Origin of the sequence: Acidovorax sp. LjRoot38, assembly GCF_964252975.1 — a bacterium.
GTDB classification, from domain to species: Bacteria; Pseudomonadota; Gammaproteobacteria; order Burkholderiales; family Burkholderiaceae_C; genus Acidovorax; species Acidovorax facilis.
In genome coordinates, this window is record NZ_CAXUPT020000005.1 from 207511 (window position 1) to 222792 (window position 15282).

Sequence of the window (15282 nt, forward strand, 5' to 3'; positions counted from 1 at the left end):
CCCGGGTAACAGAGTTCAACGCGGGTATTTCTGCCCGGGCCGGCGGGTCATCAGAAGTGGATGCCTCGCATCATCTGCTGCAGCGCCACGGCCTCGGCCGACAGCTGCGGCTTGGCGTCCTTGCTGCCCTTGGCGGCGGTGGAGTCCGGGAACATGCGAAAGCTCGTGTTCATGGTGATCTGCGCCACGCGTGGCACCAGCGCGTGCAGCAGCTGGCCGGTGATGCCCAGCCGCGTGGCGATGCGCACCGGCTTGAAGATGCAGGCCTGGGCGATCATGTCCGCCGCCTCCTCGGGGCTCAGCGTGGGCACGTTGTTGTAGATCTTGGTGGGCGCAATCATTGGGGTGCGCACCAGGGGCATGTTGATGGTGGTGAAGGTGATGCCCTGGTCGGCAAACTCGCTGGAGGCACAGCGCGTCCACGCGTCCAGCGCCGCCTTGCTGGCCACATAGGCCGAAAAGCGGGGCGCGTTGGTCAGCACGCCGATGGAGCTGATGTTGACCACATGGCCCTTGCGCTTAGCCACCATGCCGGGCAGAAAGCCCATGGTCACGCGCAGGCAGCCGAAATAGTTGAGCTGCATGGTGCGCTCGTAGTCGTGGAAGCGGTCGTAGCTCGACTCGATGGCGCGGCGGATGGAGCGGCCCGCGTTGTTGATGAGGAAGTCCACACCGCCGTGGTTGTCGATGAGCAACTGCACAAAACGGTCGCAGTCGGTCATGTCGGCAATGTCTGCCGAATAGGCGATGAACTGGTAACCCTTGGCCTTGGCTTCGGCACAGGCCTCGTCGAGCTTGTCCTGGTCACGCCCGCAGATGATGGTGGTGGCGCCTGCCTCGGCAAACTTGTGCGCTGCCGCCAGCCCAATGCCGGACGATCCACCGGTGATCAGCACCACCTTGCCCGCCACCGTGCCCTTGAGCGTGCGGTCGATGAACAGCTCGGGGTCCAGATTGCGCTCCCAGTAGTCCCACAGCCGCCAAGCGTAGTCCTTGAGATTGGGGCATGTGACGCCGGAGCCCTTGAGCGCGGCCAACGTTTCGCGGCAATCAAAGCGCGTGGGGTAATTCACGAAGGTGAGCATGTCCTCGGGCAGGCCGAGGTCCTTCATCACCGCGTTGCGCACGCGGCGCACGGGCGCCAGCGCCATCAGGCTCTTCTTCACGCTCTTGGGGATGAAGCCCAGCAACGCGGCGTTGACGAACAGGTTCATGCGCGGCGCATGGGCTGCGCGGCTGAAGATATCGAGCACATCGCCCACGCGGTAGCCCACCGGGTCCACCAGGTGGTAGCACTTCTTGCCGATGTCCTTCTGGTGGCTGATGACGTTGAGCGCGTTCACCACAAAGTCCACGGGCACGATGTTCACGCGCCCGCCCTCCAGGCCCACCGTGGGCATCCAGGGCGGCAGCAACTGGCGCAGGCGCTGGATGAGCTTGAAGAAGTAGTAGGGGCCGTCGATCTTGTCCATCTCGCCGGTCTGGCTGTCGCCCACCACCATGGCCGGGCGGTACACCGTCCAGGGCACCTTGCAGTCCTGGCGCACGATCTTTTCGCTCTCGTGTTTGGTCTGGAAGTACGGGTGGTCCAGGCCCTCGGCTTCCTCGAACATGTCTTCGCGGAACACGCCTTCGTACAGCCCGGCAGCCGCGATGGAGGAGACATGGTGGAAATGCCCGGCATCAATCGCCTTGGCCAGGTCCACCGTGTTGCGCGTGCCCTCAATGTTCACGGCCACCTGGGTTTCCTCGTCCGCACCCAGGTCGTAGACGGCAGCGAGGTGGTAGAAGTGGTCGATCTGGCCCTTGAGCTTCTTGACGTCTTCCGCCGCCACGCCCAGCTTCTTCGCGGTGAGATCGCCAAACACGGGAATCGCACGCGTGGGCCCGACACCCCAGAAGCTACGCAGGTCGGCCACCTTGTCCGCACTTTCCTTGCGGATCAGGAAATGCACCACCGCCCCCTTTCGCTCCAGCAGCTTCTTGACCAGCCGCTTGCCAATGAACCCCGTTGCCCCCGTCACGAAATACTGCATGGATAACTCCTCTGAGATAGCTTCATTCTTGCCCAAGGCCTGCGCGCACCGATTCAGCAGAAACCCGCGCCGATGCTAGGCGGCCAGCGAACGCCCCCGCTAGATGGCACGCTCTACATTTTTAGGAGCGCGCGCCTACACCTGTCGCGCCGTGCGGCGTACAGTGCGGCCATGCGTCGAAGGCAACCCGCCCCGGCAAACCCAACCAACCGCACAACGGAGGCCCCATGGTCAAGAAACTGCAGAAACTCAGCGCCGACAAAAAGAAGAGCAACGCCCAACTGTCCAGCACCGTAAAGGACTCCGCCCAGCAGATCTGGCTGGCAGGCCTGGGTGCCTTCTCCAAGGCACAGGAAGAAGGCGGCAAGGTGTTTGAAGCCCTGGTCAAGGAAGGCCTGACCATCCAGCGCAAGACCCAGGCCGTGGCCGAAGAAAAGATCACCGAAGCCACCAGCCGCGTGACCACCATGGCCAGCGACATCGGCTCCAAGGCCCAGGGCCAGTGGGACAAGCTCGAAAACATCTTTGAAGACCGCGTGGCCAAGGCCCTCGCCAAGCTGGGCGTGCCCTCGGCCCGCGACCTGGAAGCCCTGAACGCCCGTGTGGACGCCCTGGCCAAGGGCAGCAAGGCTGCACCCGCCAAAGCTGCTGCCAAGGCAGCCGCCAAACCCGCAGCCAAGGCCCCCGCCAAGAAGGCAGTGGCAAAGAAGGCGGCTCCTGCCAAGGCAGCCGCCAAGGCCCCCGCCAAGAAGGCTGCGGCCAAAAAGACCGCGACACGTGCCGCTGCCGACGCAGCCACCAGCACGCCATCGGCCAGCTGATCACGGCTTGCCACCGGCAAGCACCCAGCCCGCTCCAAGCGGTCCACGCGCCAAGGCGTTTGGACCGCTTTTCTTTTTTTGGTGAAACCCATGAAGTGCGCTACAAGCAGCCTAGGTACTGCATACGCACCCTACGTTCATGTCGCACTGCAGCATGACCGCGTGGGTTAGAGTAGCCATCAGAGACAACGCAACAACGACGCCAAACGACGCGAAGGGGCCCGCACACATGGTGAAGAAAGCGCCACGCCGCACCGCAGAACGCATTCTGGAAGTGACGCTGGACCTGTTCAACCGGTTCGGTGAGCCCAACGTCTCCACCACCCTGATCTCGGCCGAGCTGCGCATCAGTCCCGGCAACCTGTACTACCACTACCCGGCCAAGGACGAGCTGATCAACGCGCTGTTTGATCGCTACGAAACCTCGCTGACCGAACTACTGGCCGCCGCCGATGGTGTGCGCAATGTGGAGGACGCCTGGTTCTTCATGCACTCGCTGTTCGAGCTGATCTGGCAGTACCGTTTCCTGTACCGCGATCTCAACGACCTGCTGTCCAAGAACCGGCGCCTGGAAACCCACTTCCAGGCCATCCTCAAGAACAAGACCCGCGCCGTGCGCGCCATGCTCGACGGCATGGGCCGCGCAGATGCACTGCACATCGACTCGCGCGAGCTGGAGGCCACCGCCACCAGCATGGTCGTGGTGCTCACTTACTGGCTGAGCTTTGAATACGTGCGCGACCCGCGCCGTGCACTGGAGCCCGAAAGCGCCCAGGCTGCGCTGCTGCGCGGAGCCCACCATGTGCTGAACCTGCTCATGCCCTACCTCGAAAGCGGCCAGCGCGCCCACCTGCTGCAGCTGGTCGGCGCCTACGCACCAGCGCCAGGCTGATACACGGCCCACCCGCCACAGACACCCACCAACAAGAACTTCCGGAGACACACACCATGGCCAAATGGACCCCCTTCCCCCACGCCGGCGACTACCAATTTGACGCTGCGAGCGTCAAGAAGCATTGGGCACGACTGCATGGCGGTGATGCCGAACCCTGCCCCAAGGAGGCTGCCGTGCTGGAAGCCTGGGCGCTGTTCCACAACGGTGATTTTGAGAAAGCTGCGGCAGCGGGCCTGGCTGCCGGTGGCGCGGGTATCACTGCCGCCAACAAGGCCACCTCCATCTATGCCAACTACCTGGAGCCGAAGGAGAAGGCGCGCCTGGACCTGTTCATGCAGGTGGCCGAACGGGCGGAGGCCCAGGCCGCCAAGGAGCCCGACAACGCCAACGCCTGGTACTGGCATGCCTACGCACTGGGCCGCTACAGCCAGGGCATCAGCGTGGCCAAGGCGCTGGCGCAGGGCCTGGGCGGCAAGGTGAAGGAGTCGCTGGAAAAGGCCATCGCCCTGTCGCCCAAACACGCCGATGCGCGCATTGCGCTGGGTGCCTTCCATGCGGAGGTGATCGACAAGGTGGGTTCGCTGATTGGCGGCATGACCTATGGCGCCAAGAAGGACACCGGCCTCAAGTTGTTCCAGGAGGCCCTCAAGCTCAACCCGGGATCGGCCATCGCCATGATTGAGTACGCCAATGCCCTCGTCATGCTGGAGGGCGACAAGAAGATGAAGGAAGCCACTGCGCTCTACGAAAAGGCCGCCACCGCAGAACCCATGGATGCCATGGAGCGGCTGGATGTGGAGATGGCACGGGCGGAACTGGAAGAAGAGTAAGAGACATCCCCCTGAGCGGCTTTGCCGCTTCCCCCTTCTCTCGACTGGCTACGCCATTCGGGAAGGTGGACGACACCCTCACTGCGGGACGGCCCTTGCTCGGTGTCTCTGGCTTGCGCAGCGCCTGTTTTGCACAGAGGTTTGCAGTAGATTGCCGTGTCGCGCTGCTATGGATGCGGAGCTCAAAAGCCCTCAGCCCCCAAACCGCTGCGCGGCAATCTCCAGCAGACCGTCAAAAATCAGGTTGTCCACCAGCTCAAACGGCCGCGTCATGCTGGGCGCCATCTTCCAGCCGGCGCCGCCGGTCATGATGCAGGCAGGCTCCTGGCCGCAGTGCTGCAACAGGTGCTGGTACATGCGCTCCACGGCCCCCGCGATGGCGTAGGTGCCGCCGCTGGTCAGCGCATCGCTGGTGTTGGTAGGGAACGGGCGCACTTCGCCCGTAGGCACGTGCAGGCCGGCGGTGCCGGATTCAAGCGCACGCAGCATGATGCCGTGGCCGGGCAGGATCAGGCCGCCCATGAAGCGGCCCTCGGTGTCGATGCACTCCACCGTCACGGCCGTGCCCACCATCACCACCACCAGCGGCCGTGCGGGGCCACTTGTCAGCACATGGTGGCGTGCGCCGATCATGGCCACCCACCGGTCCGAGCCCAGGCGCGAGGGGTGGTCGTAGCCGTTGGTCAAGCCCGCCTCTTGCGCCGATGACACCACCCACGAGGGGGTGACGTCCCAGATTTCCATCTGTTCCTGTACGCGGCGTTTGACGGCATCGCCCGCCACCACGCAGCCCAGCATGCGCTCCGGGTGGGGCAGCGAGGCCCAGTTGCCTTCGGCCAGGCGGTCGATGTGGTCGAGAAACTCGGCGCCATGCGCAATGAGCGCAGCCCCGGGGCGGGGAGCGTCGTACAACGCCCATTTGAGACGGGTGTTACCGACGTCGATGGCCAGAAAAGTCATGCGGCGGATTATCCCGAGTTTTGCGATGCGCCCCTGCCCGAAGGCGACAGCCACGGCGGCACCACCTCTCCCCGGCCCCCAAATTGTGAAAAATCGTGTCGCGCCCCTGTCCGACACGATGCAGCCGCCCGTACCCGCTACAGTGGTCCTTCCTGTTTCTGCAACATTAGGAGGTACGACATGGGTCTTTTCAGTTTCATCAAGGAAGCCGGCGAAAAGCTGTTCGGCGGCAAAGAAGCGCAGGCCGCCACGGCAGCCGCCCCCACGCAGGATGAGCTCAACGCCAAGGCATCCAAGGCTATCGAGACCTACATCGCGTCCCAGAACCTGGGCGCCAGCAACGTACAGGTGGCATTCGACGGCACGCAAGGCAAGGTCACCGTCAAGGGCACCGCGCCCACCCAGGCCGCCAAGGAAAAAGTCACCCTGTGCTGCGGCAACGTGGCCAGCGTGACCAGCGTCGAGAACCTGATGGAGGTGACCAACCCCGAGCCCGAGGCCCAGTACCACGACGTGGTGCGCGGCGACACCCTGAGCGCCATTGCCAAGAAGTTCTATGGCGACGCCAACAAGTACCCCGTGATCTTCGAGGCCAACAAGCCCATGCTGAGCCACCCCGACAAGATCTATCCCGGCCAGAAACTGCGGATCCCGCAGGCTAAGTAACCCCCTGAGTCGCCTGCGGCGCCTTCCCCCAAGGGGGACACACCCGGTGGCCCGGCAAAGCCGGTTCCACGGGTGCGCTGGCCTGAGTTGGGGGTATACCGACGCCCCATACGAACGGAACGCCGGGGCAAGTCAAGCTTTAGAGCCAGCTGCCAGCGCTTATCTATAAAGCGCTGGCAGCTATTTTTTTGGGAGCATCAACCCTGCTTCCACGGCAGACCGTGAAAACGCCAGCCGCCCTTTTTGCCGCGCTGACCCTGCGCATCGGCGTCTCCCTCAAAACCTTCCAGGATGTTGTAGGCCGTAATGCCCAGCTCGGTGGCGCGGCGCGCGGCGGCGATGGAGCGCACGCCGCTGCGGCACAGCAGCACAGCCCGGGCGCCCTCAGGCACGGCAGTACGCATCTGCGCATCAAAATCCGCGTTCATGGCCATGCCCGGCCACTGCTTCCACGCTACGGCGACGGCGCCGGGCACCTGCCCCACCCATTCACGTTCGGCGTCGCTGCGCACATCCACCAGCACGGCCTGGCCGGCCTGTACCCACTGCCAGGCCTGCTGGGGCGTCACGTCACCGGCATAGCCGTCGGCGGGAGAAACGGAGGAGAGCGTATTTGTCATGGTTTGGATCCTTTCTGGGCACTAGGCAAAACGTTTGAACTGGGCGCGACCAGTGCGAGGGACGCAAGCCAAGGGCCGCCCCGCAGCGAGGGCGTCGTCCCCCTAGGGGGAAGGCGCCAAAGGCGACTCAGGGGGGATTCACCACAAAGGCGCGGGCTCATCCCGCAAGCGGCTGCGCAGCTGCGCATAGTCGGGCACCACGGTGGCCACGGTGTCCCAGAAGCGCGGACTGTGGTCCATCACGCGCAGGTGGGCCAGCTCGTGCGCCACCACGTAGTCGATGATGGCCGGGCGGTAGTGCAGCAGGCGCCAGTTCAGGCGGATGGAGCCGTCTGCCTTGGCACTGCCCCAGCGGGTGTTGGCGCTCGACAGGCGCAGGCTGGCCCAGCGCACACCCAGCAGCGGGGCGAAATGGTCGAGCCGGGCCGTGAAGTGGCGGCGCGCGTCACGCATGAGCCAGGCCTGCACGGCGTCACGGATCTGCGCGGGGCTGGCGCTGTGGGGCAGGCCGATGTGCAGGCTGGGTGGCACCACATCGGTGCCCGCCACCAGCGCACCGCCTTTGCCCGCAAAACCGTGGCTCGGGTCCAGCACCACGGTCAAAGGCTCGCCCAGATAGGGCAACACGGCGCCATCGGCCCAGACAATGCGACCGCCTTCCATGCGCTGGTGGCGCTCGCGCGCCTCAGACAGCTTGCGCAGGATCCATTCGGACTTCTCGCGCAGCGCAGAATCCACGCCCGACAGGGTGACCCAGCTGGGCGCACGTACCGACAGTCCATCGGCCCCCACGGTAAAGCCGATGGTGCGGCGCCGCGCGCGCTGCAACGCATAGGCCACGACGGCATCGCCCAGCAGCACTTCGCGGCTGGCCTGCGGGTGGCGGAATTCGGCCGGAGACAGCAGAGATGGCAGCGGTACAGCAGGCGCAGCAGGCCGATTCACTACTGTTTTAGGAGCTACTGGCGCTTTCCCATCCGGCGCTGGGGGAAGTTTTGACTTGGAATCTGCAGCCTTCACCCCCGGCGCCGCAGCCGGTCCTGCCGGTGCGACCGGCGGGTCGAAAAAGTCGAGCGCCAACTGCACAAGCCGCTGCATCACGCTGTGGCCTACTTCTCGCCCGCCTTGGCGTGCGGGGGGATGACCACGGCTGGGTACGCATCAGGATCCAGGCGGCGCATCTCGGCCTCGATCCAGGCCTCCACTTCGCGCATCAGCTCGTCGGGCTTGCGGCCTACGCTGGAAATGGGCTTGCCGATGGACACATCCACCACGCCCGGGCGCTTGATGAACGCCTTGCGCGGCCAGACCTTGGCGGACGTCACAGCAATTGGCACCACTGGCGCGCCGGTGTCGATGGCCAGGCGGGTGCCGCCGGTCTTGTAGTTGCCCTTTTGCCCACGCTCAATGCGCGTGCCTTCGGGGAACATGATGATCCAGATGCCCTGGGCCAACAGGTCCTTGCCCTGCTGCACCACCTTGTGGAAGGCCTGGGTGCGCTGGTCGCGGTCGATGTGGATCATGTCGAGGCGGCCGATGGCCCAGCCGAAGAACGGCACACGCAGCAGCTCCTTCTTGAACACATAGGCCAGGGGGCGCGGCATGATCGCTGGCATCAGAAAGGTCTCGTACGTAGACTGGTGCTTGACCAGCAGCACCGCCCCCGCGTTCTCGCCCTGCGGCAGGTTCTCCATGCCGATCACGTTGGCGCGGATGCCCAGGATCACGCGGGCACCGCTGATGCACAGTGACAGCCACGCGCGGGCGATGCGGTACAGCGGCTTGCCGCGCACGCCCAGCAGCGTGCCCAGCATGATGGTCAGCGCATAGGGCACCACAGTGATGCCCATCCAGAGAAGGTGAATGACGGAACGGATAAAGGCCATTTTGATGGTCATTTTGGCCGCCAGCGCTTATCTATCAAGCGCTAACAGCTATTAAAGTAATAGCATCAGAAAGCGGCACCACCAGGCGCTGGCAGGGGTGTCGCCGCCAGGGGTGCCGCAGCGGGCTGCACAGCAGGCAAAAGCTGGTCCACAAAATCACCCAGGCTGGCATGCACGCGCGTGCCCGGCGGAACCCCCGCTGGCAAGGGGCCACCCGGGTGCACCTGCGCCGACTGCCCCGTGCACACCAGGTGCAGCTGTGCGCCCAGTGCGGCGCCTGCCTGCAGGTGCGCAGTGCAGCTGCCCACCACCTGCACATCCTCACGCTCCACCCCATAGCGGTCACTGATCTGCTCCAGCAGCCCGGGGGCGGGCTTGCGGCACGCACACTCCTCATCGGCCGCGTGGGGGCAGTAGAAAACGGCATCAATGCGCCCACCCACCGCCGCCACCTGGCGGTGCATCTTGGCGTGAATGGCGTTGAGCGCTACCACATCAAACAAGCCCCGGCCCAGGCCCGGCTGGTTGGTGGCCACCACCACATGCCAGCCCGCATGGTTGAGGCGCGCAATGGCTTCGAGCGCGCCCGGCACAGCGGTCCACTCGTCGGCAGCGGTGACGTAGTCGTCCGCCAGCGGATTGAGGGTGCCGTCGCGGTCGAGGATGGCGAGTTTCATAGGAGGGGTTTACCTTGTGAGAACCGCCAGCCTAGCAGCTTGTGCAAACCGGTCAAACCGCCAGGCGGGACAGGTCGGCCACGCGGTTCATCGCGTTGTGCAGCATCTTGAGCAGGCCCAGGCGATTCATCCGCACATCCAGCTGCTCGGCGTTAACCATCACATCGTCAAAGAACGCATCCACCGGCGCGCGCAGCACGGCCAGGGTCTGCAGCGATGCGGTGTAGTCGCCAGCATCGAACTGGGCGTTGGCTTCGGGCACGAAGCGCTGCAGCGCAGCGTACAGGTCCTGCTCGGCTTTTTCCTGCAGCAGCTCGGGGTTCACGTGCGCGTCCACCGGGCCTTCGACCTCGGCCTTCTTGAGGATGTTGCCAACGCGCTTGTTGGCAGCAGCGAGGGCGGGGCTTTCGGGCAAGGCGGCGAAGGCACGCACTGCGGCCAGTTGCTTTTCGACCAAGGCCAGGCGCTGCGGACGCAGGGCCAGCACCGCGTCGACTTCCTGGGCGCTGTAGCCCTGCTCACGCAGGCTGCCGGCGAGGCGGTCGTAGATGAAGTCGGCGAGCTGCGCCGAGGCGTCGGTGATCTTGTCGCCAAAGGCGGGCACGGCACCAGCCAGAAGCGCATTCATCTCCAGCGGCAGATCCTTCTCGACCAGCATGCGGATCACGCCCAGCGCGTGGCGGCGCAGCGCAAACGGGTCACGGTCCCCCGTGGGCAGGTTGCCAATGCCAAACATGCCCACCAGGGTTTCCAGCTTGTCGGCCAGGGCCACCACGACGCCTGCGGTGTTGCGCGGCAGCGCATCACCCGCAAAACGCGGCTTGTAGTGGTCTTCGATCGCGTGCGCCACGGTCTCGCCCAGGCCGTCGTTCAGGGCGTAGTAGCCGCCCATGATGCCCTGCAGCTCGGGGAACTCGCCCACCATGTCGGTCACAAGGTCGGTCTTGGCCAGTTGCGCGGCCAGGTCGGCATCCTGCACCAGTTGCGTATCACCCAGCTGCTTGGCAATGGCCTTGGCAATGGCCCGCACGCGTTCCACGCGCTCGCCCTGCGTGCCCAGCTTGTTGTGGTACACGACCTTACCCAGACCCTCGACGCGCGAGGCCAGGGTCTTCTTGCGGTCCTGGTCAAAGAAGAACTTGGCATCGGCCAGGCGCGGGCGCACCACGCGCTCGTTGCCGCCGGTCACAAAGCTCGTGTCTTCGGGGCTGATGTTGCTGACCACCAGGAACTTGTTGGTGAGCTTGCCCGCAGCGTCCAGCAGCGGGAAGTACTTCTGATTGGCCTTCATCGTGAGGATGAGACACTCTTGTGGCACGCCCAGGAACTGCTCTTCAAACTGGCAGATGACCACGTTGGGGCGCTCGACCAGCGCGGTCACTTCGTCGAGCAGCGCCTCGTCTTCAATGGGGCGGGCGCCATTGCCCACCTTCGCAGCAGCAGCGGCCAGCTGGCGCGCGATCTCGACCTTGCGCTCGGCAAAGCTGGCGATCACGGCGCCATCCTTCTTCAGCGTGGCGGCGTAGCTGTCGGCATCGGCCAGCACCACGGGCGACACGGCGGCTTCGAAACGGTGGCCGGTGGTGCTGTTGCCAGCCGTGAGGCCCAGCGCCTTGACGGGCACCACGGTGCTGCTATGCAGCGCCACCAGGCCGTGTGCGGGGCGCACAAAGTTCACGCTGGTCCAGCCGGGCAGCTCGCAGTCGGTTTCAAGCTGGTAGCTCATCACCTTGGGGATGGGGAGCTTGGCGATGGCTTCATCCAGCGCCTTTTGCAGGCCAGCCGCCAACGTGGCACCGGGCACCACGCTGTCGTAGAACATGGCTTCAGCCTTGCCGTCCTGCGCGCGCTTCAAGGCAGCCACAGCGGCTGCGGGGTTGGACACATCGGCGCCCAGCGCCTGCAGCTTTTTCAGTAGCGCAGGCGTGGCGTTGCCGTCTTTGTCCAAGCCCACGGTCACGGGCATCAGCTTTTGCTGCACGGCCTTGTCGGCGGCCTTGTCGGCCACCGCCGTCACATGGGCAGCGAGGCGGCGGGGCGAGGCAAAGGGCGTGACCACCGAGGCAGCCGTCGCCAGGCCCTGGGCCTTGAGCTGGTCGCCCAGCACGGTGGCAAAGGCGTCGCCCAGCTTCTGCAGTGCCTTTGGGGGCAGTTCTTCAACAAACAGTTCAACGAGGAGGTTTTGGGTCGTCATGTTCTTGTTCTTTCGCTCGTTCACGCTGCCTTTTTGACCATCTGTTCCACCCACTCGCGCGGCGCCATGGGGAAGCCCAGGCGCTCGCGGCTTTCGTAGTAGCTCTGCGCCACGGCACGGGCCAGGTTGCGGATGCGGCCAATGTAGGCGGCGCGTTCCGTCACGCTGATGGCACCGCGCGCATCCAGCAGGTTGAAGCTGTGTGCGGCCTTGAGCACCTGCTCATACGCGGGCAACGCCAGCTGCTGCTCCATCAGGTACTTGGCCTGCTTTTCGTGCGCGTTGAAGGCGGTGAACAAAAAGTCCGCGTCGCTGTGCTCGAAGTTGTAGGTGGACTGCTCCACCTCGTTTTGCTTGTACACGTCACCGTAGCTCAGGGTGTCGGTCCACTTGAGGTTGTAGACGTTGTCCACGCCCTGCAGGTACATGGCCAGGCGCTCCAGGCCGTAGGTGATCTCGCCGGTGGCGGGCTTGCAATCGATGCCGCCCACCTGCTGGAAGTAGGTGAACTGCGTCACCTCCATGCCATTGAGCCACACCTCCCAGCCCAGGCCCCAGGCGCCGAGCGTGGGGTTTTCCCAGTCGTCTTCCACAAAGCGGATGTCGTTCTTTTTCAGGTCGAAGCCCAGGGCTTCGAGGCTGCCCAGGTACAGCTCCAGGATGTTGGCCGGTGCGGGCTTGAGCACCACCTGGTACTGGTAGTAGTGCTGCAGGCGGTTGGGGTTCTCGCCGTAGCGGCCGTCCTTGGGGCGGCGGCTGGGCTGCACGTAGGCGGCCTTCCAGGGCTCGGGGCCGATGGCGCGCAGGAAGGTGGCGGTGTGCGATGTGCCGGCGCCCACTTCCATGTCATAGGGTTGCAAAAGGGCGCAACCCTGCGCGTCCCAGTAGGACTGCAGCTTCAAAATGATTTGCTGGAATGTCAACATGGCGTCTTTGGCTGAGGCACTGGCAAGCCAGGGCCGAGCAAGTAAGGGGAAAAAGAAGAAAAGGCGGTGCGGATGCCAGCCCCGGCGCCTGCCACCCCAAAGGTAGCAAGGACGGGCCTCGCGCGCGCAAACCGGTGATTTTACGGCGCGCAGCCGCACGTGCTGCGGCAGCGCCCGCAACATCGGCCCGCGCCCATGAAAAAAGGCCGGAGCCCTTTTGGAGCACCAGCCTTCCCAACCAGTCACGCAGGCTATAGCCCGTTGCGTACCAGTGACCACCTTTGCGGGTAGCCCGTCGGCGCACGTGTTGTGCGCCAAGTCAAATCAACTATCCATCGCACTGGCCGGAGCGCCACCACAGGGCGCTGCCTGGGCGAGTGCACCCGCGCAAGGGCCGCCCCGCCGCGCTGGGGGCGTCCCCCTTCAGGGGGAAGGCGCGCAGCGCCTCAGGGGGTGCTTCAATACTCCCAGAAAATGCGCTGCAGTTCCTTGCTGTCATTGGTCTTGGTGAGGGCCACCATGGCCAGGATGCGGGCCTTTTGGGGGCGCAGGTCGTGGGCCACCACCCAGTCGTACTTGTCGTCAGGCTGCTCGGCATTGCGCAGCACAAAACCGTCGGGCACGCGGGCCGAGCGAACGATCTGCACGCCCGCAGCACGCAGTGCCTTGAGCGAATCCACCGCCTGTGCGGCCACCGAGCCGTTGCCCGTACCGGCGTGGATCAGCGCCTTCACGCCCGCCTTGCCGTAGGCTTCAATGCCCGTGGTGTTCATGTTGCTGTAGCCATAGACGATGTCCACGGCGGGCAGGGTCTTGATGTCGTCGATGTTGAACTCCGACTGCATGGTGTGGCGCTTGACCGGCGCGCGGAACCAGTAGTTCTTGCCTTCCACCACCATGCCCAATGGGCCCCACTGGCTCTTGAAGGCCTCGGTCTTGATGTTGATGGTCTTGCTCACGTCGCGACCACTCTGGATCTCGTCGTTCATCGTGACCAGCACGCCCTTGCCGGCAGCGTCCTTGCTGGCGGCCACGGTCACGGCGTCGTACAGGTTCAGCGCGCCGTCGGCCGACAGGGCCGTGCCGGGGCGCATGGAGCCCACCACCACGATGGGCTTGTTGGTGCGCACGGTAAGGTTCAGGAAGTACGCGGTTTCTTCCAGCGTGTCCGTGCCGTGAGTGATGACGATGCCGTCCACATCCGCCTGCTTGGCCAGGGCCGACACGCGCTGGCCGAGGCGCAGCAGGTGCTCGTTGGTGAAGCTTTCAGACGCGATCTGGAACACCTGCTCACCGGACACCTTGGCCACATTGGCCAGCTCGGGCAGGCCCGCCAGCAGTTTATCGACCGGCACCTTGGCAGCAGCGTAGGTGGCGCTGTTGGCGGCCGAGGCGCCAGCACCTGCAATGGTGCCGCCGGTGGCCAGCACCACCACATTGGGCTTGGCAGCCTGGGCCATGGCCACAGCGGACGCGGCCGACAACAGCAAGCCTGCGAGCCAGCGGCTGGCAGTGGGGGAGGAAGAAATGCGCATGAGGGTGTCTCCTGATTTTTTGGGGTTGGCGACGCGCGTTGCGCCGCTCTTTGCAAAACCCGCCCGTGAAGCGGTGCCGCATCCTATGAGAAAGCAGAACACAGTTATGCGGAATAATTGACCCACCCTTATGAATTTCACTCACACCCCCAAGACCTCCACCCGATCCCAGTATTCGGGTCGCACAGGCATACACACCGGAGCAGCGCTGGAATGAACCTGCGGCAACTGGAAGTTTTTCAGGCCGTGCTGCAGACCGGCAACATGAGCGCAGCGGCGCGCCTGCTGTGCATCACGCCCTCGGCGGTCAGCAAGGCCATTGCGCACACCGAGCTGCAGTTGGGCTACCGGCTGTTCAACCGCACACCTTCGGGCTTGACCCCCACCCCCGAGGCCCAGGTGCTGGCGGCCGAATCCACTGGCATCTACCGGCAGCTGGACGCACTCAAGCGCACTGCGCGCAACCTGGCCACCAGCGATTCGGGCGATGTACGCCTGGGGGCGATCCCGTCGATCACCCACGAGTTTCTGCCGCGCCTGTTGCAACACCATGCCGAGCAGCATCCGCAGGTGGGCGTGGAGGTGCGCACCATCCACCAGGACCAGATGACGCAGGCGCTGCTCACGCGCAGCGTGGACTTTTGCCTGGGTTTCTACAAACACCCGCACCCGCAAATTGCGAGCGACCTGCTGGTCAGTGGTCGCCTGTACCTGGCGGTGGCGACCAGTGTGTGGGCACGTGCACCCCGTGCCGCCAGCCCCGGCGCGCGGCTGGCGCAGGTGCCGGTGATCCGTCTGGTGGGCGACGACCCCATGCGCCAGGCGATTGACGAACTCGCGCAACGGCTGGGCTCCCCCGCCGGGCCTGGCATCCAGGTGCAGACATCGCGCCTGGCGCTGGAACTGGTCCGCCGGGGCATGGGCTGGACGGTGGTGGACTTTCTCACCGCCAAGGGGCTCGACCCCATGCAGATAGTGGCGCAGGAGCTGCACGAACTGCCCCCCATGTCGCTGTACAGCTACCACGCAAGGGCGTTGCCACCCGGTCTGCAGGCCACGCGCATGCTGGCCATGCTGCCCACCCTGCTGCACGAGGCCCTGCAGCCCAACCCCAAGCCTGCCAAGCGCTAGGAGGCTGCGCTGCAGAAGGAGCATCGGCTGCAACGCGCGATAAACCGGTCTCGCGCGGTACTACCTCCTGCGCCCAGGGACCCACCCTGGGCTTGTCGGTAGCTC

General features: G+C 64.9%; 14 protein-coding genes. 5 read left to right on the forward strand and 9 right to left on the reverse strand.

Features of this window, described 5'->3' with window-relative positions:
- Positions 1 to 50 precede the first annotated feature (50 nt).
- Positions 51 to 2036 carry an SDR family oxidoreductase gene (locus ACSQ22_RS11025; protein ID WP_228897422.1) on the reverse strand — a complete coding sequence of 662 codons (1986 nt, stop codon included), beginning with the start codon at positions 2034 to 2036 and terminating at the stop codon, positions 51 to 53.
- Positions 2037 to 2263: 227 nt separating this feature from the next.
- Between ACSQ22_RS11025 and ACSQ22_RS11030 the strand changes: the two genes are divergently transcribed.
- The 3 genes from ACSQ22_RS11030 to ACSQ22_RS11040 all read left to right on the forward strand — a co-directional run bounded on the left by ACSQ22_RS11030 (position 2264) and on the right by ACSQ22_RS11040 (position 4582).
- Positions 2264 to 2857, forward strand: coding sequence for a phasin family protein (locus ACSQ22_RS11030; RefSeq protein ID WP_228897423.1), 594 nt, complete (start codon positions 2264 to 2266; stop codon positions 2855 to 2857).
- Between the two features lie 229 nt (positions 2858 to 3086).
- Complete coding sequence (locus tag ACSQ22_RS11035) at positions 3087 to 3749, forward strand: TetR/AcrR family transcriptional regulator (RefSeq protein WP_121422226.1); 663 nt, start codon at positions 3087 to 3089, stop codon at positions 3747 to 3749.
- Positions 3750 to 3805: 56 nt separating this feature from the next.
- Entirely contained in the window at positions 3806 to 4582 is a 777-nt protein-coding gene (locus ACSQ22_RS11040; protein ID WP_436130306.1) for a tetratricopeptide repeat protein, read from the forward strand.
- A gap of 192 nt (positions 4583 to 4774) precedes the next feature.
- Here ACSQ22_RS11040 and ACSQ22_RS11045 read toward each other — a convergent pair whose 3' ends face one another.
- Positions 4775 to 5542, reverse strand: coding sequence for a type III pantothenate kinase (locus tag ACSQ22_RS11045; protein WP_436130307.1), 768 nt, complete (start codon positions 5540 to 5542; stop codon positions 4775 to 4777).
- Between the two features lie 180 nt (positions 5543 to 5722).
- Between ACSQ22_RS11045 and lysM the strand changes: the two genes are divergently transcribed.
- The gene (lysM, locus tag ACSQ22_RS11050) at positions 5723 to 6208 is read left to right on the forward strand and encodes a peptidoglycan-binding protein LysM (protein ID WP_436130308.1); all 486 of its coding nucleotides are present in this window, start codon (positions 5723 to 5725) and stop codon (positions 6206 to 6208) included.
- 197 nt (positions 6209 to 6405) lie between these two features.
- Here lysM and ACSQ22_RS11055 read toward each other — a convergent pair whose 3' ends face one another.
- From ACSQ22_RS11055 to ACSQ22_RS11085, 7 genes are all read right to left on the reverse strand, one after another.
- A complete protein-coding gene (locus ACSQ22_RS11055; RefSeq protein ID WP_121507620.1) occupies positions 6406 to 6828 on the reverse strand; it encodes a rhodanese-like domain-containing protein in 423 nt (140 codons plus the stop codon).
- Between the two features lie 138 nt (positions 6829 to 6966).
- Entirely contained in the window at positions 6967 to 7926 is a 960-nt protein-coding gene (locus tag ACSQ22_RS11060) for a M48 family metallopeptidase (RefSeq protein ID WP_436130475.1), read from the reverse strand.
- 11 nt (positions 7927 to 7937) lie between these two features.
- Entirely contained in the window at positions 7938 to 8714 is a 777-nt protein-coding gene (locus tag ACSQ22_RS11065) for a lysophospholipid acyltransferase family protein (protein ID WP_228897696.1), read from the reverse strand.
- Positions 8715 to 8779: 65 nt separating this feature from the next.
- On the reverse strand, positions 8780 to 9391 hold the full coding sequence (gene gmhB / locus ACSQ22_RS11070) for a D-glycero-beta-D-manno-heptose 1,7-bisphosphate 7-phosphatase (protein ID WP_055396855.1): 612 nt from the start codon (positions 9389 to 9391) through the stop codon (positions 8780 to 8782).
- Between the two features lie 52 nt (positions 9392 to 9443).
- Positions 9444 to 11585 carry a glycine--tRNA ligase subunit beta gene (glyS, locus tag ACSQ22_RS11075; protein WP_436130309.1) on the reverse strand — a complete coding sequence of 714 codons (2142 nt, stop codon included), beginning with the start codon at positions 11583 to 11585 and terminating at the stop codon, positions 9444 to 9446.
- 20 nt (positions 11586 to 11605) lie between these two features.
- Positions 11606 to 12511 carry a glycine--tRNA ligase subunit alpha gene (glyQ, locus tag ACSQ22_RS11080; RefSeq protein ID WP_008907201.1) on the reverse strand — a complete coding sequence of 302 codons (906 nt, stop codon included), beginning with the start codon at positions 12509 to 12511 and terminating at the stop codon, positions 11606 to 11608.
- Positions 12512 to 12969: 458 nt separating this feature from the next.
- Positions 12970 to 14046 carry an asparaginase gene (locus ACSQ22_RS11085; RefSeq protein WP_436130310.1) on the reverse strand — a complete coding sequence of 359 codons (1077 nt, stop codon included), beginning with the start codon at positions 14044 to 14046 and terminating at the stop codon, positions 12970 to 12972.
- Positions 14047 to 14259: 213 nt separating this feature from the next.
- On the opposite strand from ACSQ22_RS11085, the gene ACSQ22_RS11090 reads away from it, so the two are divergent.
- The gene (locus tag ACSQ22_RS11090; protein WP_436130311.1) at positions 14260 to 15177 is read left to right on the forward strand and encodes a LysR family transcriptional regulator; all 918 of its coding nucleotides are present in this window, start codon (positions 14260 to 14262) and stop codon (positions 15175 to 15177) included.
- Positions 15178 to 15282 lie beyond the last annotated feature (105 nt).

Excerpts from the sequence above, each read along its gene's own strand:
- ACSQ22_RS11025 (WP_228897422.1), bottom strand. The coding sequence starts at position 2,036 with ATGCAGTATTTCGTGACGGGGGCAACGGGGTTCATTGGCAAGCGGCTG.
- ACSQ22_RS11030 (WP_228897423.1), top strand. The coding sequence starts at position 2,264 with ATGGTCAAGAAACTGCAGAAACTCAGCGCCGACAAAAAGAAGAGCAAC.
- ACSQ22_RS11035 (WP_121422226.1), top strand. The coding sequence starts at position 3,087 with ATGGTGAAGAAAGCGCCACGCCGCACCGCAGAACGCATTCTGGAAGTG.
- ACSQ22_RS11040 (WP_436130306.1), top strand. The coding sequence starts at position 3,806 with ATGGCCAAATGGACCCCCTTCCCCCACGCCGGCGACTACCAATTTGAC.
- ACSQ22_RS11045 (WP_436130307.1), bottom strand. The coding sequence starts at position 5,542 with ATGACTTTTCTGGCCATCGACGTCGGTAACACCCGTCTCAAATGGGCG.
- lysM (WP_436130308.1), top strand. The coding sequence starts at position 5,723 with ATGGGTCTTTTCAGTTTCATCAAGGAAGCCGGCGAAAAGCTGTTCGGC.
- ACSQ22_RS11055 (WP_121507620.1), bottom strand. The coding sequence starts at position 6,828 with ATGACAAATACGCTCTCCTCCGTTTCTCCCGCCGACGGCTATGCCGGT.
- ACSQ22_RS11060 (WP_436130475.1), bottom strand. The coding sequence starts at position 7,926 with ATGCAGCGGCTTGTGCAGTTGGCGCTCGACTTTTTCGACCCGCCGGTC.
- ACSQ22_RS11065 (WP_228897696.1), bottom strand. The coding sequence starts at position 8,714 with ATGGCCTTTATCCGTTCCGTCATTCACCTTCTCTGGATGGGCATCACT.
- gmhB (WP_055396855.1), bottom strand. The coding sequence starts at position 9,391 with ATGAAACTCGCCATCCTCGACCGCGACGGCACCCTCAATCCGCTGGCG.
- glyS (WP_436130309.1), bottom strand. The coding sequence starts at position 11,585 with ATGACGACCCAAAACCTCCTCGTTGAACTGTTTGTTGAAGAACTGCCC.
- glyQ (WP_008907201.1), bottom strand. The coding sequence starts at position 12,511 with ATGTTGACATTCCAGCAAATCATTTTGAAGCTGCAGTCCTACTGGGAC.
- ACSQ22_RS11085 (WP_436130310.1), bottom strand. The coding sequence starts at position 14,046 with ATGCGCATTTCTTCCTCCCCCACTGCCAGCCGCTGGCTCGCAGGCTTG.
- ACSQ22_RS11090 (WP_436130311.1), top strand. The coding sequence starts at position 14,260 with ATGAACCTGCGGCAACTGGAAGTTTTTCAGGCCGTGCTGCAGACCGGC.